15 protein-coding genes are annotated in these 19,649 nt (G+C 62.1%); 11 read left to right on the top strand and 4 right to left on the bottom strand.

Going from position 1 to position 19,649, the window contains the following annotated elements:
* Window positions 1-525: 525 nt before the first annotated feature.
* On the bottom strand, window positions 526-1,485 hold the full coding sequence (locus tag PTZ19_RS02765; protein WP_276352229.1) for a cation diffusion facilitator family transporter: 960 nt from the start codon (window positions 1,483-1,485) through the stop codon (window positions 526-528).
* An 11-nt stretch (window positions 1,486-1,496) separates the two neighbouring features.
* On the bottom strand, window positions 1,497-1,802 hold the full coding sequence (locus tag PTZ19_RS02760) for an ArsR/SmtB family transcription factor (RefSeq protein WP_276352228.1): 306 nt from the start codon (window positions 1,800-1,802) through the stop codon (window positions 1,497-1,499).
* Between the two features lie 468 nt (window positions 1,803-2,270).
* Between PTZ19_RS02760 and PTZ19_RS02755 the strand changes: the two genes are divergently transcribed.
* From PTZ19_RS02755 to PTZ19_RS02730, 6 genes are all read left to right on the top strand, one after another.
* Complete coding sequence (locus PTZ19_RS02755; protein ID WP_276352227.1) at window positions 2,271-3,029, top strand: IclR family transcriptional regulator; 759 nt, start codon at window positions 2,271-2,273, stop codon at window positions 3,027-3,029.
* 97 nt (window positions 3,030-3,126) lie between these two features.
* The gene (locus PTZ19_RS02750; RefSeq protein ID WP_276352226.1) at window positions 3,127-4,032 is read left to right on the top strand and encodes a fumarylacetoacetate hydrolase family protein; all 906 of its coding nucleotides are present in this window, start codon (window positions 3,127-3,129) and stop codon (window positions 4,030-4,032) included.
* Between the two features lie 18 nt (window positions 4,033-4,050).
* Entirely contained in the window at window positions 4,051-5,532 is a 1,482-nt protein-coding gene (gene gucD, locus PTZ19_RS02745) for an alpha-ketoglutaric semialdehyde dehydrogenase GucD (RefSeq protein WP_276352225.1), read from the top strand.
* Between the two features lie 17 nt (window positions 5,533-5,549).
* On the top strand, window positions 5,550-7,574 hold the full coding sequence (locus PTZ19_RS02740; protein ID WP_276352224.1) for a YjhG/YagF family D-xylonate dehydratase: 2,025 nt from the start codon (window positions 5,550-5,552) through the stop codon (window positions 7,572-7,574).
* A complete protein-coding gene (locus PTZ19_RS02735) occupies window positions 7,571-9,205 on the top strand; it encodes a glycoside hydrolase family 43 protein (RefSeq protein WP_276352223.1) in 1,635 nt (544 codons plus the stop codon). Before PTZ19_RS02740 ends, PTZ19_RS02735 begins: the two co-directional genes overlap by 4 nt.
* 33 nt (window positions 9,206-9,238) lie before the next feature.
* The gene (locus PTZ19_RS02730) at window positions 9,239-10,294 is read left to right on the top strand and encodes an NAD(P)-dependent alcohol dehydrogenase (protein ID WP_276352222.1); all 1,056 of its coding nucleotides are present in this window, start codon (window positions 9,239-9,241) and stop codon (window positions 10,292-10,294) included.
* 130 nt (window positions 10,295-10,424) lie between these two features.
* Here PTZ19_RS02730 and PTZ19_RS02725 read toward each other — a convergent pair whose 3' ends face one another.
* Together PTZ19_RS02725 and PTZ19_RS02720 are read right to left on the bottom strand one after the other, a co-directional pair.
* Window positions 10,425-11,453 carry a response regulator transcription factor gene (locus PTZ19_RS02725; protein WP_276352221.1) on the bottom strand — a complete coding sequence of 343 codons (1,029 nt, stop codon included), beginning with the start codon at window positions 11,451-11,453 and terminating at the stop codon, window positions 10,425-10,427.
* A 25-nt stretch (window positions 11,454-11,478) separates the two neighbouring features.
* A complete protein-coding gene (locus tag PTZ19_RS02720; RefSeq protein WP_276352220.1) occupies window positions 11,479-13,266 on the bottom strand; it encodes a cache domain-containing sensor histidine kinase in 1,788 nt (595 codons plus the stop codon).
* 195 nt (window positions 13,267-13,461) lie between these two features.
* Here PTZ19_RS02720 and PTZ19_RS02715 point away from each other — a divergent pair, with 195 nt between their 5' ends.
* The 5 genes from PTZ19_RS02715 (at window position 13,462) to PTZ19_RS02695 (ending at window position 19,635) form a co-directional block, all read left to right on the top strand.
* A complete protein-coding gene (locus tag PTZ19_RS02715; RefSeq protein ID WP_276352219.1) occupies window positions 13,462-14,817 on the top strand; it encodes an ABC transporter substrate-binding protein in 1,356 nt (451 codons plus the stop codon).
* Between the two features lie 66 nt (window positions 14,818-14,883).
* Window positions 14,884-15,792 carry a carbohydrate ABC transporter permease gene (locus tag PTZ19_RS02710; RefSeq protein ID WP_276352218.1) on the top strand — a complete coding sequence of 303 codons (909 nt, stop codon included), beginning with the start codon at window positions 14,884-14,886 and terminating at the stop codon, window positions 15,790-15,792.
* Window positions 15,789-16,673 (top strand): carbohydrate ABC transporter permease, encoded by an 885-nt coding sequence (locus tag PTZ19_RS02705; protein WP_276352217.1) that lies wholly within the window; start codon window positions 15,789-15,791, stop codon window positions 16,671-16,673. Before PTZ19_RS02710 ends, PTZ19_RS02705 begins: the two co-directional genes overlap by 4 nt.
* Window positions 16,674-16,712: 39 nt before the next feature.
* The gene (locus PTZ19_RS02700; protein WP_276352216.1) at window positions 16,713-18,536 is read left to right on the top strand and encodes an MGH1-like glycoside hydrolase domain-containing protein; all 1,824 of its coding nucleotides are present in this window, start codon (window positions 16,713-16,715) and stop codon (window positions 18,534-18,536) included.
* A gap of 52 nt (window positions 18,537-18,588) precedes the next feature.
* Window positions 18,589-19,635, top strand: coding sequence for a Gfo/Idh/MocA family protein (locus PTZ19_RS02695; protein WP_276352215.1), 1,047 nt, complete (start codon window positions 18,589-18,591; stop codon window positions 19,633-19,635).
* Window positions 19,636-19,649 lie beyond the last annotated feature (14 nt).

The following is a 19,649-nucleotide window of genomic DNA, read 5'->3' as shown; positions in this document are numbered from 1 at the left end:
GGGCGAATTAGCGTGTGGAGTACGTTATTGCAGCGACCTGACGGAGAGATGGGCGAATTCGCGTATGGGGTACGTTATTGCAGCGGCCTGACGATGAGATGGGCGAATTAGCGTATGGGGTACGTTATTTGCAGCGGACTGACGGTGAGATGGGCAAATTAGCGTATGGGGTACGTTATTTGCAGCGGACTGACAGTGAGATGGGCGAATTAGCGTGTGGAGTATGTTATTGCAGCGACCTGACGGAGAGATGGGCGAATTCGCGTATGGGGTACGTTATTGCAGCGGCCTGACGGTGAGATAGGAAAGGTTCGGCGAAAAACCCTTGCGGGAGCAAGGGTTTTTCGTATGGGGGATGAAAGTGTGGTACGTATGTGGCCGTAGGTCAACGTCCAGCCTGGGGCCCTTGTATTCCGTTCGATTGACGAAGTTTGCTCCCGAACCGAAGCCCGGAGGATTTCACACCCACCCCTGGAACAAGGAAAAATAAAGGGAGGGTTTCCTATTATTCGGTATCGAAGGCCGCTAGATATGAATCTCCCCGTGATGGATGCTCGGGGTCTCGACTTGGATCGTCGTATGCACGATTTTGAATCGTTCTTCGACGAGCCGGATCGCATGTTGCAGCACGGCTTGGCTGTCCCCGTGGTCCTCGATGAGCAGATGGCAGCTCAAGGAGTCGAAACCCGACGTGATCGTCCAAATATGCAGGTCGTGCACGTCTTGGACGCCCTCGATGGCCAGGAGCGCGGCTTTGACTTCGTCATGGTCGATGGCGGCCGGCGTGCCTTCCATCAGGATGTGCACGGTATGCTGGATGACGCTCCAGGCGCTTTTCAAAATCAACAATGCCACCAGCACGGAAATGATCGGGTCCGCGACGTACCACCCGAACGCGATCATGACGATGCCGGCCGCCACCGCTCCGACGGAACCTAGAGCGTCGCCCAGGATGTGGAGATAGGCGCTGCGGAGGTTCACGTTCTGTTTCACGTCCCCTTGGCGCATGAGCGCCCAAGCGCTGACCAGATTCGCGAGCAGCCCGATACAGGCGATCCCGATCATCGGGCCGCTCGTCACCTCGGGCGGATCGTCAAAGCGCCGAACGGCTTCCCAGACGATGAATCCGGCGATCCCGAAAAGCGCTACGCCGTTAAACAAAGCGGCCAATATTTCGAACCGGTAAAATCCGTACGTCTTGTTCGGGGACGCGGGCCTTGCGGCGAACCACATGGCGACGAGACTGAGGAGCAGGGCGCCGGCGTCGCTTAACATATGGCCGGAGTCCGACAGGAGGGCCAAACTCCCGGTCAACCATCCGCCAACGAATTCCAGTACCATAATCCCCGCCGTGACCGAAAGCGCGACGGCCAACCCTTTTTGATTGCCCGCTCTGGCGTGGTCATGCGAATGTCCGTGATAATGTCCATGATGGCCGTGATCGTGCCCGTGATGTCCGTGGTCGTGTCCGCGGTGGATGTGCATGTCGGCGCCTCCTAATGATCCGCATGGGTGACGGCTTGCCGCAATAGCGAGATCACGTGCTCGTCGTCGCAGCTGTAGTAGAGCATGTTGCCCGCGCGGCGGTTTTTGACCAGCCGGATATGGCGCAAGAAGGAGAGTTGGTGGGAAACGGCGGACTGCGTCATTTCCAGAACCTCCGCGATATGCCCTACGGAACACTCTTCTTGAGAGAGCAGGTAAAGGATCTTCACTCGGGTCGGATCCGCCAGCGCCTTGAAAATACGGGCGACTTGCTCGGCTTTCTCCGGAGCTAAAAAGGCGTGCTCGTGCGGTTTCATTTGGCTGCAGCTCCTTGCTTACAATATGAACAAATATTCATATTCGAATATTATAAAGAGAGGGAACATTTGTCAACCCGTAAAAAACTACGGTTGACTAATTGACATACAGAAGATTTGCCTTATGCCGATCGTTACGGACACCACAGCCGTTATTGGAGCAATTTCAACGTTTTTCAAATCGTAATGGACAACACGGACCTTAAGCGCAACACTTCGCGGCTAATCAGCGGTATTTTTGCTGAATAAGTGCGATCGTGTCCGTTAGAATACGATAGGTTGAGGAATGCCCCCGATAACGTCCTTTGTGTCCCTTAGCCTTGATGGTGTCCGTGTTGTTCGACCTGGTATGCGAATGGGTCAGTCTTAGAAAAAAAGATCTTGGGAAAATCGGTATCCCTATGTTAAAATAAATATAATATCAAACATTGTTTTACAATATAAAACACGGGAGCATCGAAACGGATTATGCCGATCATCCAATCGCTCGACCGCGCGCTCACCATTCTGGACTTATTCGACGAAAACAACCGCGAGCTGAAAATCACGGAAATCAGCGCGCGCGTCGGGTTGCACAAAAGCACCGTGCACTCCCTGCTCAAAACGCTGCAGCTCCACCGTTACATCGAGCAGGACGAGAACGGGCTGTACCGGCTCGGGATGCGGTTGCTGGAGAAGGGACAGCTGCTGCTGCAGGGCTTGGATATCCGCGAAATCGCAAGCAAGCCGCTGCAAGAGCTGTCCGGGGAAACCGGGCAAACCGTCCATCTCGTCATCCGGGACGGAGCGGAAGGGGTGTATATCGATAAGGTCGAGGGCAGCAAAGCCGCCATCCGGTATTCGCGGATCGGACGACGCGTTCCGTTGCACAGCAGCGCGGTCGGCAAAGTGCTGGCGGCCTTCCTCCCGGATTCCGAATGGGGGAAAGTGCTGGCCGGATACGAGTATTCCATCCATACCCCGAACACGATCGCGACCGAGGAAGCGTTCCGGGAAGAGCTTCAAGCCGTACGGAAAGCGGGCCAGGCCTTCGACCGGGAAGAGAACGAGCCGGGCGTGCGCTGCGCGGCGGCACCGGTATACGACCATAACGGACACATCGCGGCGGCGATCAGCATTTCGACGATGGCGTCCGCGGTGGACGACCGGGAGTTGGCGGCGTTCGCCGAGCGCTTGCGCGGGACGGCGGAACGGATCTCGGCAGGGCTCGGCTACCGCCCTCGTTAAGGCGGCTAAAAGGGCCTGGCCGGCGGTTTGCTTTATTTTGATCGGATTACAAAACACAGTTTTATAATATAAAACACTATTCGGAGGCGATGGTACGATGCGCATTTTTCGTTATCGGGAAAGTTCGAGTATCCATTTGGGAGCGGTTACGGAAGAAGGGGAGGCTTACCGGCTGAACGCCCCGGATTTGATGTCGCTCGTCGGGGAAGCGCGCGCCGCGGGGTTGTCCGTTTCGGGATATGTCTTGCGAAACCTCGCCCAATCGGTTCCGATCGGCGTTCGGGCGGAATCGCTGGACCTCGCGGCGCCGCTCGACGCGCCGGAAGTGTGGGCGGCGGGGGTGACCTACCAGCGGAGCCGCGAAGCGCGCAATTTCGAAGCGACGGCCGGCAAGCTGGATGCCGACACGTTTTACGACAAAGTGTACGAAGCCGAGCGCCCGGAGCTGTTCATGAAATCGACCGCCGCCCGCACCGTCGGGCCCGGTGCCCAGGTGTGCCTGCGGAGCGATTCGACGTGGCAAGTGCCGGAGGCGGAACTCGGGCTCGTGCTGGACCGCGGCGGCGCGATCGTCGGCTATACGGCAGGCAACGACATGAGCTGCCGCGATATCGAAGGCGAAAATCCGCTGTACCTGCCGCAGGCGAAAATCTGGAAGCGCTCTTGCGCGATCGGGCCGTTCGTGCGGCTCGCGGAAACGGTGGCGGATCCGTACGCGCTGGGCATTGCCTGCCGCATCTATCGAGACGGACGCATGGTCGTCGAAGAGACGGCCAACACCGGCCAGTTGAAGCGCAGGCTGGAGGAGTTGGTCGGCTTCCTGAAGCGGGACAACGAGTTGTTCGACGGCACGGTGCTGCTGACCGGCACTTGCCTCGTTCCGCCGAACCAGTTCACGCTGGCTTCCGGCGACCGGATCGAAATCGAGATCGAGGGAATCGGAACGTTGGTGAACACGGCAGTCTACGCGGCCGAGTTGGACGCGGCAATGATCCAAGGTTAAAGAGGAGCTGGAAGCACGATGACAGAGAATTTGGCGAAGACGGAAACGGAAACGGTAACGGTCGACAATTATATCGGGGGAAGCTGGCGGGCGCCCGCGTCGGGACGGCGGATCCCGAGCCTCAATCCCGCGCGGAAAGGCGAGGTCGTCGGATGGGTGCCGGACTCGGAACCGGCCGACTTGAACGAAGCGGTGGCCGCGGCGGACGCGGCGCGGCATGCCTGGCGCAAGCTTTCCGGCGCCGGGCGGGGAGCCTTGTTGTACAAGGCGGCGGACTTGCTGGAGAACCGCGCGGAGGAGATCGGGCGGGCGATGACCCGCGAGATGGGCAAAACGCTGGGAGAAGCGAAAGGGGAGACGATCCGCGGGGCGGCCATCTTGCGCTATTACGCCGGGGAAGGAATGCGGCCGGTCGGCGACGTCATTCCGTCCACGGACGCGGACGCGCTGATGTTCACGACCCGGACGCCGCTTGGCGTCGTCGGCGTGATTTCGCCTTGGAATTTCCCGGTAGCCATTCCGATATGGAAAATGGCGCCGGCATTGATCTACGGAAATGCCGTCGTCTGGAAACCCGCGGCCGAAACCGCCGTGACGGCCGGGCTGATCATGGCATGCTTCCATGAAGCCGGGTTTCCCGCGGGCGTCGTGAACATGGTCATCGGCGACGGCGCGGTGATCGGTCAGGGCATCGCCGAGCATCCGGGCATTCATGCGGTTACGTTCACCGGATCCAACGCCGTGGGCAAACGGGTCGGCCAGATCGCGCTGGCCCGCGGCGCGAAGTACCAGCTCGAGATGGGCGGCAAAAACCCGGTCATCGTGGCCGAAGACGCCGATCTCGACCTGGCGGTCGAAGCGACGGTCAGCGGCGGGCTGCGCTCCACCGGCCAGAAATGCACGGCGACGAGCCGCGTCATCGTCGTGCAGGGCGTGTACGAGACGTTCAAGGAGAAGCTGGTCGCGAAAGTGAAGGAGCTTAGGGTCGGCGACGGCTTGGACGGGGAAACCTGGCTCGGCCCCTGCGCCAGCGAGAAGCAGTACGAGACCGTGACGCGTTATATCCGCAAAGGGGTGGAAGAAGGCGCCGAGCTGCTCATCGGGGGCGGACGGCCGGACGATCCGGCGCTGGCGGACGGGTTTTTCGTGACGCCGGCGGTATTCGACCGGGTGACGCCGGAGATGACGATCGCGAAGGAAGAGATTTTCGGACCCGTGCTCGCCCTGATCCGGGCGCGGGATCTGGAGGAGGCGATCGCGCTCGCCAACGATACGGAGTACGGGCTCAGCGCCTCGCTGTACACGCGCGACATCGGCAACGCGCTGACGTTCATCCGCGAGACGGATGCGGGGCTCGTCCGCGTCAACGCCGAGACGGCGGGCGTCGAGCTGCAGGCGCCGTTCGGCGGCATGAAAGGCTCCAGCTCCCATTCGCGCGAGCAAGGACGGGCGGCGATCGAGTTTTACACGGCGGTGAAAACGGCGTTCGTGAAGCCGTAACGGGAGGAGGCTGCGACATGTCGGAACGTTTGCGGGCCGTCATGGGACCCGACGACGAAGCGTGGTACGGGGTGGAGACGCATGCGCCGGGGCCGGCCGGGACGCTGCCGCTGACGCACGATTTGCTGCTGAACGCGCCGAGCGGCGATCTGTTCGGATGGAGCCAGAACGTGGGAATGGGCTGGCGGGCGGACCGGCTGAGGGCGAAGGAAGTGCTCATCCTGGGCACGATGGGCGGCATCCGCAACGAAGACGGCACGCCGGCGGCGCTCGGCTATCATACCGGGCATTGGGAAATCGGCCTGCTGATGAAGGCCGCGGCGGAAGAAATCAAGGAAGCGGGCCACATCCCGTTCGCGGGTTACGTCAGCGATCCTTGCGACGGACGCACGCAGGGCACGACGGGCATGTTCGATTCGCTGCCGTACCGCAACGACGCGGCGACGGTCATGCGGCGGCTGATCCGCTCGCTGCCGACCCGCGCGGCGGTCCTCGGCGTCGCCACCTGCGACAAAGGGCTGCCCGCCATGATGCTGGCGCTGGCCGGCATGAAGGGACTGCCCGGCGTCATCGTGCCGGGCGGCGTGACGTTGCCGCCGACGAGCGGCGAGGACGCCGGCAAAATCCAAACGATCGGCGCCCGATACGCGAACGGGGAACTGTCGCTGGAAGAAGCGGCCGATCTCGGCTGCCGCGCCTGCGCGACGCCGGGCGGCGGGTGTCAATTCCTCGGGACGGCGGGAACGGCGCAAGTCGTCGCGGAAGCGCTCGGCTTGACCGTGCCGCACGCCGCGCTCGCGCCGTCCGGCCAGCCGGTCTGGACCGCGATGGCCCGGCAGTCCGCCCGCGCGGCGCTGGCGCTGGCGGCTCAAGGCTTGACGATGGGCGAATTGCTTACCAATGCCTCCATCCGCAACGCGATGGCGGTACACGCGGCATTCGGCGGCTCTACCAACCTGCTGCTGCACATTCCCGCGATCGCGCACGCAGCCGGTCTCGCGGTGCCGGACGCCGGCGATTGGGCGGAAGTGAACCGCGCCGTACCCCGGCTGGTCAGCGTGCTGCCGAACGGCCCGATCCCGCATCCGACCATCCGGGCGTTCCTCGCCGGCGGCGTGCCGGAGGTCATGCTGCATCTGCGGCGCCTCGGCGTCCTGGACGAACGCGTCCTCACCGCCTCCGGCGTCACGCTCGGCGAAACGCTGGACTGGTGGGCGTCGTCCGAACGTCGCCGCCGCATGCGTGCCAGCCTCGCCGAACGGGACGGGATCGATCCGGACACGGTCATTTACGACCCGGATCGGGCCCGCGCGGCGGGGCTAACCCCGACGCTCACGTTCCCGTCCGGCAATCTCGCGCCGGACGGCTCCGTGATCAAGTCCACGGCCATCGACCCGCAGGTGCTGGACGAGGAAGGCGTGTTCCGGCACGTCGGCCGGGTCAAGGTGTTCACGACCGAACGGGAAGCGATCCGCGCGATCAAAACGGGCGGCGTCGCCGCCGGCGACATCCTGGCGCTGATCGGGCGGGGGCCGTCGGGCACCGGCATGGAAGAGACGTACCAGCTGACGTCGGCGCTGAAGCACTTGTCTTTCGGCAAGCATGTCTCCTTGCTGACCGACGCGAGGTTTTCCGGCGTGTCGACCGGCGCCTGCATCGGGCACATCGGACCCGAGGCGCTGGCCGACGGCCCCGTCGGCCGGCTGCGGGACGGCGACTGGGTCGACATCCGCGTCGACACGAGGAAGCTGGAGGGCCGAATCGACATGGTCGGGTGCGGCGAACGGCCGGATACGCCGGAGACCGGCGCGGCGGTGCTGGCCTCCCGGCCCCCGCATCCCGGACTTGCGGCCGACCCCGCGCTGCCGGACGATACCCGGCTGTGGGCCTCGCTGCAGGCGGCGAGCGGGGGAACTTGGAAAGGCTGCGTATACGATACGGACCGGATCATCCGGCTGCTGGAAGCCGGCCGGCGCGCGCTCGCGGCGGAAGCCGGAGAGCAGGCGGCCGCTTCGGCCGAAAAGGAGGAACCTGAGCCATGAACGCCATCGTCAATCCGATCCTGAGGGGGTTTAACCCGGACCCGTCGATTTTGCGCGTCGGCGGCGATTATTATATCGCCACTTCCACGTTCGAATGGTTTCCCGGGGTGCAAATCCACCATTCCCGCGATCTGCGGCACTGGAGGCTGCTGACGCATCCGCTGACGCGGAAAAGCCAGCTCGACATGCTCGGCAATCCGAATTCCGGCGGCATCTGGGCGCCTTGTTTGAGCTACAGCGACGGAACGTACTATCTCGTCTACACCGACGTCAAGAGCCATCTCGGACCGTTCAAGGACACGCACAATTATCTCGTGACCGCGCCCGACATCATGGGCCCTTGGTCGGAGCCGGTCTATTTGAACAGCAGCGGTTTCGACCCGTCGCTTTTCCACGACGAAGACGGCCGAAAATGGCTGCTCAACATGGTGTGGGACCACCGCAAGGGGCGGAACCATTTCGGCGGCATCCTGATGCAGGAGTACGACGAGTCGCGGCGGAAGCTGGTCGGTCCGATCCATAACCTGTTCCGCGGAACCGAGCTCGGTCTGACCGAGGGCCCGCATGTGTACCGCAGGGGCGGATACTATTATTTGTTGACCGCGGAAGGCGGCACCCGCTGGAACCATGCGGTCACGATGGCGCGATCCGAATCGCTGTTCGGCCCTTATGAAGTCGATCCGGCCAATCCGATCCTGACGTCCCGCCACGATCCCGGCCTTCCGCTCCAGCGCTCGGGCCACGGTGACCTGGTGGAAACGCCTTCGGGCGAATGGTACATGGTCCATCTGTGCGGCCGGCCGCTGAAGGCGTCCCGCATGTGCAACTTGGGCCGGGAGACCGCGATCCAGCAAGTCGAATGGACGGAGGACGGCTGGCTCCGCCTGAAGGGGGGAGGCCGCGAGCCGCGGCTCATGGTCGAAGCGCCGGCGGATCTGCCGGAGTTCCGGTTCGACGAGCCCGCCCATGGCACCGGTATGGATTCTTTCGACGGAGAGACGCTCGGCGTTCACTGGAACACGCTGCGGGAGCCGGCGGACGAGAGCTGGCTGACGCTGCGGGAACGCCCGGGATTTTTGCGCCTCCGCGGAAGGGAGTCGTTCTCGTCCGCCCACGGTCAAAGCCTCTTGGCGCGCCGGCAGCAGGCGTTCGCGGCCGAGGCGGAGACCGTCGTGGAGTTCGAGCCCGACACGTACCAGCAGATGGCCGGGCTAGTCTACTACTACAACGCGAAGAATTGGTATTATTTGCGGATCAGCCGCGACGAGGAGCTGGGCAAAAGCCTCGCCATCCTGACGTGCGACCGGGGCGTGTACGGCGAGCCGCTCGAGCGGGAAGTTTCCGTGGACGGGTGGGACCGTGTTTATTTGAAATTGACGTTGGACTACGAGCGGGCGCAGTTCCATTATTCCGCGGACGGAAGCGACTGGAAGGCCGTCGGCCCCGCGTTGGAAGCAGGCCGGATGTCGGACGAGAACGCGGAGACCGTCCGGGACGGTTTCCTGCTCGACCAAGGCTTCACCGGCGCGTTCGTCGGCGTCTGCGTCCAGGATTTGAGCGGCGCGCGCAAACACGCGGATTTCGATTATTTCGCCTACCGGGAAACGGAAGAGGATGCGGAAACGCCTTGACGCGGCAATCCCAACCGAAAGGGGAACGAGAACATGCCTAGAGGAAAGATGAGCGCGGCGATCATGGACAAACCGCTGTCCATCGCCGTTCAGCAAGTGGACATCCCCGTGCCGAAAGAGGACGAGGCGCTGGTCAAAGTGTACTGCATCGGGGTTTGCGGCTCCGACGTACACTATTACGAGCATGGGAAAATCGGGCGTTACGTCGTGAAGGAGCCGATCGTGCTCGGCCACGAGCTGGCCGGCGAAGTCGTCGAGGTGGGCAAAAACGTCACGAACGTGGCGGTCGGCGACCGGGTGGCGGTCGAGCCCGGCGTCGCGTGCGGACATTGCGATTATTGCAGGTCCGGGCGGTACAACCTTTGTCCCGACGTCGTCTTTCTCGCGACGCCGCCGGTGAACGGAGCCTGGCAGGAGTATATCGCCATGCCGAGCGACTACCTGTTCAAGCTGCCGGACACGATGAGCTTCGAGGAGGGGGCTTTGCTGGAGCCGCTGTCGGTGGGCTTTCACGCCCTGCAGCGAGGGCATGCCAAACCGTTCGACCGGCTGCTGATCACGGGGCTCGGCCCGATCGGGCTGCTCGCGGGGCAAGCGGCGAAGCTGTTCGGCATTACCGAAATTTACGGGACGGACGTCGTGCCGTTCCGCCGGGAGTTGGCGCTCGAAATGGGCTTCACGGCGGCGCTCGATCCGGCGAACGAGAACGTCGGGGAGCGGCTGGCCGAACTGACCGGCGGGACGGGCATCACCCTCGTGGTGGAGTCGTCGGGCAACGCCCGGGCGATGGCGGACACGATCCGGCTCGTGCGCCGCGGCGGAAGGATCGTATTCGTCGGATTGCCCGCGGAGGGCGCCGTCCCGATGGATATGGGCCAGCTCATCGACGGGGAGATCGACGCTTACGGCGTGTTCCGTTACGCGAACACGTATCCCGCCGCCATCCAAGCATTGCGGGGCTCCGGCGCCGATATCGGGAAAATCATCACCCACCGCTTCCCGCTGTCGGATATCCGGGAAGCGGTAGAGACGGCGCGGACGCAGAAAGACACGAGCATCAAAGTCATGATTTATCCGAATTCGCCGTAACGGCGCGCGGACGAAACGGAACGGAACGGAAAACCACCGGTCGGGACGAAAATCCGACCGGTGGTTCGTTGTTTCCGCCCGCGAATGATCCGGCCAAGGCCAAGGTCAACACCAACACCGCGCGATCGGCTTATTCCTTCGCGGCGCCGGCGATCCCCAGGATCCGGTTGCGGTATTCCGTCGGCGTCGCGCCGACCTTGGATTGGAACACCTTGCTGAAATGCCGGTGGTCGGCGTAGCCAACCCGCGAAGCGATGTCGTAGACGCGCAGGAGGGGATCCTCCAGCAGCTGCTTCGCGCGCTGGACTTTGACCCGGACGACGTACTGTTGGAACGTTTCGCCCTCATGTTTCTTGAAATATTCGCTGAAGTAGGTGGGGCTCAAATGGACGAGCTCGGCCGCTTCCGCGAGGGAGGGGTTGTCTTCCATGCGCTCCTCCACCCAGTCCTTGACTTTCCGGATGAGGGGATTCGTCCGGTTCCCGAGCGTTTCTTCCAGCTGCGCGGCGCAGAACGCCTGCAGGCTGCGGATGACGTTGGACGCGTTCGTGTCGTTGATGACGGGCTTGAACTCGGCGCAGATCATGTCGTGCCGGAGCAGAAACGACTGGAGCGTCCGCGTCGTCAGGTCGACGAACGTGCGCAGGCTGATCGAGGTTTTCAGCCGGTCGTACCAGTTCTCGAGCTCCTCCAGCATTTCCGCGTTCCCGGCTTCGAACGCGCTTTGCAGCCGGAATTCGAATTGCTTGATTTGCGAAACGTCCTCGCGGCGGATCGGACCCGCCTGGCCGAATTCCCGTTCGTATCGGTCCAGCAGCTGCCGCACGTCCTGCTCCTTGATCGGCTTCAGCAGATAATCGAATGCGTTGTTCTGGATGGCGGTCTGGACATAGGCGAATTCGTCGTGGCCGGTGAAGAACACGACCGGGACGGGCACGGCGAGTTCGATCAGCTTCCGCGCCATGTCCAGCCCGTCCATTTCCGGCATGCGGATGTCGGAGAGGATCAGGTCGGGCAACAGCTCCGTCGCGAGCTGGACGCCCTCCAGCCCGTTCCAGGCTTCGCCGCACGGCGTCCATTCCGGGGCGACCCGGGAAATCAGCTTCATCAGCCCTTTGCGGATCAACGGTTCGTCGTCGACGATCAAATATTTCGGCATGGCGATGGCCCTCCCATTCTCCTGGTTATCCGACTTCCCGCTGATCGGAGACGGCGGGGATGCGGACCGACACGACCGTGCCGCCCCCGGGATTCGGTCCAACCGTGAGCCCGTAAGCGTCCCCGAACACGATTTTCAGCCGGCGGTTGACGTTGAGCAGCCCGATCCCGTCCGCCGATTCGGCATCGGCTCGATGAGGCAGGGCGGGTTCGCTCAGCTTGGCGTTCAGCTCTTCCATGTCGCCTGGCGGGATCCCGACGCCGTTGTCGGCGATCGTGAACGTGAGCGCTTCGTTTTCCGCTTTGCCGCTGATTCGCAGCAAACCTCCCGAACGCCTGCCGTATAAACCGTGTTGCAGGGCGTTTTCGATGATCGGTTGGAACATCAGCGGGATCGAATAGCGGCGCCGGACATCCGGTTCGATGTCGAATTCGAACCGGACGGCGTCTCCGTTCATGATCTGGTGGATATTCAGGTACTGGCGGATGTAATCGAGCTCCTTGTCCAGCAGCACCAGCTTCTGGTGCGTCTTGATGCTGTAGCGGAGGATGGAGCCGAGGCTCCCGGTCATCTCCACGATTTCGCGGTTGTCGCTCAGCTCGGCGAGCGACCGGATGGCTTCCAGCGTGTTGTACAGAAAATGCGGCCGGATCTGCATTTTCAGATTGTTGAGCTCCGCCTCCTTCTGGCGGATCTCGAACTCGTACACCTCGTGGATCAGCTCCTTGATCTGCGAGCTCATTTTGTTGAAAGCGCGTCCAAGACTGCCGATCTCGTCCTGGCTGGTCACGTTCAGCTCCACGTCGTATTGGCCGCTTTCGACTTTCTTCATCATCCGGTACATTTCGCGGATCGGGCGGGTAATGCTGCCGGACAGCCAGAAGGTGACGATCAGGGCGATGGCGCCGAAAATGGCCGCAAGCCAAAGGATGACCTCGCGGATGGAGATGAAAGATCGATAGATATTCTCGGACGGGATAACGACGCTGGCCGTCCAGCCGGTTTTCGCGGAAACGTCGCTGCCGACGAACAGTTTCTCGCCGTCCGCCCTCAGCGTGACGTTTTCGGCATTCCGCAACGACTTGAGTTGGTCCAGGTAGAGGCCGTTCTGCGCGAACAGGATTTGGCCGCTCTGGTCCTTCAGCACGACGTTGGACTTCTGCCCGAGCCCGATGTCCCGGAGCACGTCTTCCACGCCTTGGAAATTGGCGTCGATCAGGATCGTGCCGACGACCTGGCCGTTATCGGACTTAATGAGGCGGGAGATCGAAAAGATGTCGTACGGCAGGACGGTAAACCGGCCGTCCCGGCCCGCGTTGGGCGTATAGACGACGGCTCCGTCCGCCTCCAGCGTCCGCCGGTACCAGTCCGACGTCTTCCAATCGTAATCGCCGTTCAGGGTGACGTTGACGCGGGTGTTGAAATATCTCGTGCCGTCGGAGCGGTAGAGGAACACGTTCAGCAGGTCCTGGCGCGGATTCAGCATGATGTTGCCGAACATGTCGTCGAACATTTTGTATTCCTGGTACATTTGCTCCGGCGAATCGAACTGCCGGTTGTCCCGCAGCACGTCCATGACGTTCGTGTGGAAGTAAGGGAACAGGCTGAGCCGTTCCAATTCGTCCAGATACGTTTCGAGGTGGCGGTTGATCTCTTTGGCGTTCTGTTCCGCGAGCATCCGGGAAGCCGAAGACATTTTGTAGGAAAACAACGCGTACGAGGCGACGGAGATCACGACGACCGGCAAAATGATAAGCGGCAGATAGGCCGCGAGAAGCTTGCCCCTGATGCTGGTCCGGTATAACCCATTCATGGCTTCGCGCTCCCGTTTGTGCGATGATGGCTTATCCGTATCGTACCATATCTCCGAAGGCGCGCCATCCCTCCGGGGACAGGTCCCGAAGAAAACCGCACCAAACCGGAAGATCGCCGCATTGTGAGCGTTTTCGCGTTCCGGTTACAATGACCTTGCCCTACAATCCAGGCACTCACGAAAAGGGGGATTCACATGAACCGGTTCAAAAAATGGGGAATCGCGTCCGCCGTGCCGCTGCTGGTCGGCGCGCTGCTCTCGGCATGCGGAAGTTCGGGCGGCTCCGGCGCACAGTCGTCGCCGGGTTCCGCCGGCGAAAGCGTGAGCGGCGGCGCGGCCGGCGGCGAGAGCAAGCCGTATGAGCTGCGGGTCGCCACTTGGCAGACGGAAGAGACGAACACGGCCATCCTGAACGAGGCGAAGAAGAAATTCGAGGCCGAGCATCCCGGCGCGACGGTGAAAATCGAAGCGTCCCCGTACGAGAACTACATGACGAAGCTGCAGACGGAGCTCGGCGCGGGCGATCCGCCGGATCTCATCCAAGTCGGCGAGCAAAACTTCTCGCGGTACGTCAAGAAGAACATCGTGGTCGACCTCACGCCGTTCGCCGAAGGCAAGTACGATCTGAACGACATCACGCCGAACGTCAAAAAGCTCATGCTGGTGGACGGCAAGCTTCCGGTCATGTCGGTCGGCGGCGCGACGATCGGCGTGTACTACAACAAGAAGCTGTTCGACGCGGCAGGCATCCCCTATCCGCAGGACGGTTGGACCTGGGAGCAGTTCCGGGACATCGCCAAGAAGCTGACGATCCGCCAAGGCGGCAAAATCAAGCAGTACGGGGCGAACCTGAACCTGGGCAAAGACTGGGTGGAGCCGTTCGTCGTCAGCAACGGCGGCAGCTACCTGTCTCCGGACGGCTCGACCGCGGTGGGTTACCTGAACGCGGACGCGACCGTGGACGCGTTCAAGAAAATCTACGACCTGTACAACGTCGACAATGTCGCGCCGAATCCGGCGGAGCTGATCGCGCTGAAGGGCATCGACCTGTTCGCGACGGGACAAGTGGCGATGAACGTCAACGGCTCCTGGGCGCAGAGCGATCTGCGCAATAATCCGGACATCGAGTTCGGCGTCGTGTCGCTGCCGACGATGTCGACCGGCAAACAGACGTCGCTGCTCTATACTTCGGGCTTCGGCATCGCTCAACAATCGAAGCACCAGCAGGAAGCGTTCGATTTCCTGATGGAGCTCACCTCCCCGGATTCGGAAATCGGCCCAGGCTGGGCCAAGTCCAACCTGGCCGTCTCGCAGAAGCTGGCCGCGTCCAGCAAGCAGAACGAGGATCCTTATCTCGGCGAGTTCGTCAAACAGCTCGACAACGCCATCGTCAGCGGCTATTTCGCGAACAGCGCTTGGGGCTCCGTCGGCGACAAGCTGCTGGCTCCGGCGATCCAGGATATCCTGCTGCAGAAGAACGTCGACATCAAGGCGAAACTGACCGATTTGGCCGGTCAGATCGACACCGAGCTCAAGCGGGCCGCGGAATAAACGGGTAAGGGACAACGGGGGAGTTTCCCCCGTTGTCATGCTTATAGGAAAGGCAGGCGTTCACCGATGATCTCAACCTCCGGCTCCGGCGCCAAATGGAAAGAATCGTATACGTTTTACCTGCTGATCTCGCCATGGCTGATCGGGCTCGTCGTGTTTACTTTGGGGCCCATCTTGGGCTCGCTCGGCCTCAGCTTTTACGATTGGGATCTCATTTCGCCCGCGAAATTCGTCGGATTGCGCAATTTCCGCGAGATGCTGAGCGTGGATCCGCTGTTCTGGCAGTCGCTCAAGGTGACGCTGGTCTACGTGGTGTTCCGCGTGCCGCTGGCGCTTGTCACGGCGCTGCTGCTGGCGCTCATGATGAACCAGAAAGTTCCGGGCATTGGCGTTTTCCGCACGATCTACTACCTGCCCAGCGTCGTCAGCGGCGTGGCGGTGTCGATGCTGTGGATTTGGGTGTTCAACCCCAATTTCGGACTCGCGAACGGCTTGCTCGGCCTGATCGGCATCCAGGGACCCGGCTGGTTCTCCAGCACGGGTTGGGCGCTCCCGACCATGATCTTGACGTCGCTGTACGCGGTCGGCAGCACGGCGATCATTTTCCTCGCGGGACTCAAGAATATTTCGGAAAGCTTGTACGAGGCGGCCGAGCTCGACGGCGCGTCGAAGCTGCAGCGGTTTTTCACGATCACCGTTCCCCAGCTCACGCCGACGATCCTGTTCAATCTCATCATGCTGATGATCTCGTCCTTCCAGACGTTCACCGAATCGCTCATCATCACGAACGGGGGACCGGCGAACGCGACCCTGTTCTTCAACCTGTACCTGTACCAGAACGCGTTCGCGTATTCGCGGTTCGGTTACGCCAGCGCATTGGCCTGGGTGCTGTTCACGCTGACGCTGATCTTCGCGCTGTACACGTTCCGATCCTCCCGCAAATGGGTGTACTACGAAGGAGGCGACGCTTCATGAGCATCATGGCGAGTACCGGCGGCGAGACGGCCGCGGCTTCCGCCGCCCGCCGGCGTTCGGGCCGGATCAAGGCGTCCCGGATCGTCGTCTTCCTGTTGCTTTGCTTGTTTTCGGCGTTTCTGATCTTCCCGCTGCTGTGGATGCTGTCCACGTCCCTGAAGGCGCCGCACGAGGTGATGAGCCTCGATCTGAGGCTGCTGCCGGAAAAATTCCAATGGAACAACTACGTCGAACTATTCCGGCAATACCCGGTTTTCCGCTATATGGGGAATACGGCGTACATCACGGTCATGAACATCGCCGGCAAGCTGATCTCCTGCACGCTCGTGGCCTACGGATTCGCGAAATACCGGGCGCGCGGCAAAAACGTGCTGTTCGTCATCTTGCTGTCGACGATGATGGTGCCCTGGGCGGTGACGATGGTGCCGCTGTTCATCCTCTTCAAGGAAATCGGCTGGTACAACACGTTTCTCCCGCTCTGGGTTCCTTCGTTCTTCGGGGACGCGTTCTCCATCTTCCTGCTTCGCCAGTTCGTCATGGGCATTCCGAAGGAGCTGGAGGAGGCGGCCCGCATCGACGGAGCCGGCCTGCCGCGGGTGCTGTGGAACGTCGTCGTGCCCAACCTGAAACCCGCGCTCGTCGTCGTCGCCATCTTTTCTTTCTTTTATACGTGGAACGACTTCCTCGGCCCGCTGATTTTCCTGACCGATCCGGACAAAGCCACGCTGCAGCTCGGCATCCAGTTCCTCCGGACGCAGTTCAACGTGCAGTGGCATTACATGATGGCATTCAGCGTCGTTTCGCTCGTTCCTTGTCTGGTCGTGTTCTTTTTCGGCCAGCGGCAAATCGTGGAAGGCATTACGCTCACGGGCATTAAATAGAGCCCTTCGTTCTGCCCGGCAAAAAAGGAGGCCGTACGAATGTCCGAATATACGCAGCTTCAGCAATCCCTGGCTTCCGGCTGGAATACGTGGCATACGCGCAGCGTCATGGCGCACGTTCTGCTTCCGCGCGGGCTCTCCGTTCAAATCGGGATCAAAGAGTACCGCGAAGGACGTTATCTCCGCGAAGCGTTGATCGGGCGCCAAGGGGCGGGGCAAGAGACCGTCCGGCCCGGCATCCGATCCTATGACGGCACGTACACGGAGCTGACCGTCACCTGGCAGGATATCGAACTCCGGGTGGAAAGCGCCGCGGACGGCGACGATTGGGTGCTGCTCGCGACCCCGCTTCGGAACCAGCCCGTCCCCGCCGTTCTGGTCGCGGAATGCGGCGTGCTTTGGAACCGGGAGGGTTTCGTCAGGCTCTCGCCGGAAAGGGACGCGGCGGAAGCCGTATTCCCGGACCGGACGATCGGCGTTTATCCATCCGGGTCTTTGGTCGAGGAATACCATGTTTCCGCGGCCGGGCCGTACCTGGCGCAGCGGCTGACGGGCGCCGTCGGGCTGTCGGCGGGGAAACGGCGCACGCTGGCGGAGATCAAGGACATCGTCGCCCATGCCCGGTCGAAGCTGGAAGCCCGGACCGCGGAATACCGCGAGGCGGGCGAGCTGTGGACCGCCATGCAGACTTGCCTGGCGTGGGATACGGTTTACGATCCCAAGTTCGGCCGGGTGATCACGCCCGTGAGCCGGATTTGGAACGATCAAGGGTATAAGCTGTTCTGCTGGGATACCTATTTCGCCGCATACATGTGCATGGAAGACAACCGGCCGCTCGCTTACGCCAACGCGGTGGAAATCACGCGGTCCGCCGTAGAGGCAGGCTTCGTCCCGAACTACGACTGGTCGGGGGTGAACGTCTCCCGCGACCGGTCCCAGCCGCCCGTCGGTTCGTTCGTCGTGCTGCAGCTGTACCGCAAGCACGGCGATCGCTGGCTGCTGGAAGAAGTGTTCGAGCAGCTATGGAAATGGAACGCCTGGTGGCCGGAGCACCGCCAGATCGAAGACGGGCTCCTGGCATGGGGCTCCGATCCGATGGAGCCGCTGACCGGCAACGAATGGGAGACCGCCGGCGTCAACGACACGTTCGGGGCGGCTCTCGAGTCCGGGCTCGACAACTCCCCGCTGTACGACGGGATCCCGTTCAACCGGGAGAAAAACGCGCTGGAGCTGGCCGATGCCGGACTCATGGGACTTTACGTCATGGATTGCCTGGCGCTGGCGGAGATCGCCGACATTCTCGGCAAGACGGAGCGATCCGCCGTCCTGCGGGCGCTGGCGAACCGGTTCGGCGCCGGCCTGCAGCGGTTGTGGGACGAGGAGACCGGCATTTTCCGCAATCTTCGCACCGATACCGGCGCTTTCAGCGGCCGCCTGGCCCCGACGAATTTCTACCCGATGCTGACGCCCTACGTGACCCGCAGGCAAGTCCGCCGCATGGTCGAGGAGCACTTGTACAACCCGGACGAGTTCTGGGGCGATTGGGTGCTGCCGTCCATTTCGCGGAACGATCCCGCCTACCCGGATCAAGATTATTGGCGGGGCCGCATTTGGGCGCCGATGAACCTGCTCGTCTATCTGGGGCTTCGCAAGCAGGGAGAAACCGAGGCGGCCCGCCTGGTCGCGGAGAAGTCGGCGGCGCTGATCCTCAAGGAATGGCGGGAGCACGGCCACGTGCACGAGAACTACAACGGCGGCACGGGAGAAGGCTGCGACGTGCCGAACAGCGACCGATACTACCATTGGGGCGGGCTGCTGGCGTTCATCGCGCTGATGGAGCGGGGCTTCGCGGCGGCGCCGTAAACCGCGGACTTTTGCGCGTTTCCGTTGACCACGATCGAATGGGGGACTTCATATGAAAATCGGAATCGTCGGTTTGGGGTGGCCCGGCCAACAGCATGTCCGCGCCGTGGAGGAGCTGGAGGACGCCGAGCTCACCGCCGTTTGCGACATGGATCCCGCGAAACGCGGGGCATTCGAAGGAAAGTGCGCCGCGTTCGACGATCCGGACCGCATGTTCCGGGACTCGGACGCGGACGCCGTCGTGCTCGCGATCCCGCACCACCTGCACGCCGACATGACGATCCGGGCGCTTGAGGCAGGCAAACACGTGCTGATCGAGAAGCCGATGGCCCGTTCCGTCGCCGAATGCCGGCGCATGATCGAAGCGTCGGAGCGGACCGGCAAAACGCTGATGGTCGCGCACAACTGGCGCTATACGCCTTGGTGCGTCGCCGCCAAACGGATCGTCGAAAGCGGCGAGCTCGGGGCGATCCGCGCCGTGCGCACGGAATGGCTGCTCAATTTCCGACCTTCGTTCCCGAAAGGGAGTTGGATCTATAACGGAGACCTAGCCGGCGGCGGCGCGATCGTGTCGCTCGCCATCCATAACGTGGACGCGCTCCGTTACATCGTCGGCGAAGTCGAGGAAGTGTTCACGAAGCAGCTGTTCACGGACGATTGGTCATCGGACGGAGCCGAGAACTGGGCGATGTGCCAGCTTCGCTTCGACGGCGGCGCGATCGGCCATCTCTTTACCGGCTATACGCCGTTTTACCCGCCGGATAACGGCATGCTGTACGTATACGGCGAACGGGGGACGATGTTTTTCGGACCCTGGCAAGGCGAGACGGGCTTATGGATCCGTTCGGCTTCGCGCTCCGAGGATCCCGAGGCGGGATACGAGCGGGTGGAGATCGAACGGCACGCCCCGGGCATGGCGGGCCATGCGCAGACGAATCAAATGCGGCATTTCCTCGATTGCCTGAAGAACGGCCGGACGCCGGAGACGGACGGACGGGAGATCGTCAAGACGATCGAGTTGACCGAGATGATGTACGAATCCGGCAGAACGGGCAAACCGGTCAACCGGACGATCGCCGCGGGCTTGGAATCGCGTTAAGGGGGGAATTCCGC

Origin of the sequence: Cohnella caldifontis (genome assembly GCF_029360585.1) — a bacterium.
Lineage (GTDB): Bacteria > Bacillota > Bacilli > Paenibacillales > Paenibacillaceae > Cohnella > Cohnella caldifontis.
Note: the sequence above shows the minus strand (reverse complement) of the source record. Positions and strands in the feature narration are given on the sequence as shown.

What these genes read in the sequence shown, in the direction of transcription:
- PTZ19_RS02740 (WP_276352224.1), top strand. Translation starts at nt 5,550, where the DNA reads ATGTCGGAACGTTTGCGGGCCGTCATGGGACCCGACGACGAAGCGTGG.
- PTZ19_RS02710 (WP_276352218.1), top strand. Translation starts at nt 14,884, where the DNA reads ATGATCTCAACCTCCGGCTCCGGCGCCAAATGGAAAGAATCGTATACG.
- PTZ19_RS02730 (WP_276352222.1), top strand. Translation starts at nt 9,239, where the DNA reads ATGCCTAGAGGAAAGATGAGCGCGGCGATCATGGACAAACCGCTGTCC.
- PTZ19_RS02755 (WP_276352227.1), top strand. Translation starts at nt 2,271, where the DNA reads ATGCCGATCATCCAATCGCTCGACCGCGCGCTCACCATTCTGGACTTA.
- PTZ19_RS02695 (WP_276352215.1), top strand. Translation starts at nt 18,589, where the DNA reads ATGAAAATCGGAATCGTCGGTTTGGGGTGGCCCGGCCAACAGCATGTC.
- PTZ19_RS02700 (WP_276352216.1), top strand. Translation starts at nt 16,713, where the DNA reads ATGTCCGAATATACGCAGCTTCAGCAATCCCTGGCTTCCGGCTGGAAT.
- PTZ19_RS02715 (WP_276352219.1), top strand. Translation starts at nt 13,462, where the DNA reads ATGAACCGGTTCAAAAAATGGGGAATCGCGTCCGCCGTGCCGCTGCTG.
- PTZ19_RS02750 (WP_276352226.1), top strand. Translation starts at nt 3,127, where the DNA reads ATGCGCATTTTTCGTTATCGGGAAAGTTCGAGTATCCATTTGGGAGCG.
- PTZ19_RS02705 (WP_276352217.1), top strand. Translation starts at nt 15,789, where the DNA reads ATGAGCATCATGGCGAGTACCGGCGGCGAGACGGCCGCGGCTTCCGCC.
- PTZ19_RS02720 (WP_276352220.1), bottom strand. Translation starts at nt 13,266, where the DNA reads ATGAATGGGTTATACCGGACCAGCATCAGGGGCAAGCTTCTCGCGGCC.
- PTZ19_RS02760 (WP_276352228.1), bottom strand. Translation starts at nt 1,802, where the DNA reads ATGAAACCGCACGAGCACGCCTTTTTAGCTCCGGAGAAAGCCGAGCAA.
- PTZ19_RS02765 (WP_276352229.1), bottom strand. Translation starts at nt 1,485, where the DNA reads ATGCACATCCACCGCGGACACGACCACGGACATCACGGGCACGATCAC.
- PTZ19_RS02735 (WP_276352223.1), top strand. Translation starts at nt 7,571, where the DNA reads ATGAACGCCATCGTCAATCCGATCCTGAGGGGGTTTAACCCGGACCCG.
- PTZ19_RS02725 (WP_276352221.1), bottom strand. Translation starts at nt 11,453, where the DNA reads ATGCCGAAATATTTGATCGTCGACGACGAACCGTTGATCCGCAAAGGG.
- gucD (WP_276352225.1), top strand. Translation starts at nt 4,051, where the DNA reads ATGACAGAGAATTTGGCGAAGACGGAAACGGAAACGGTAACGGTCGAC.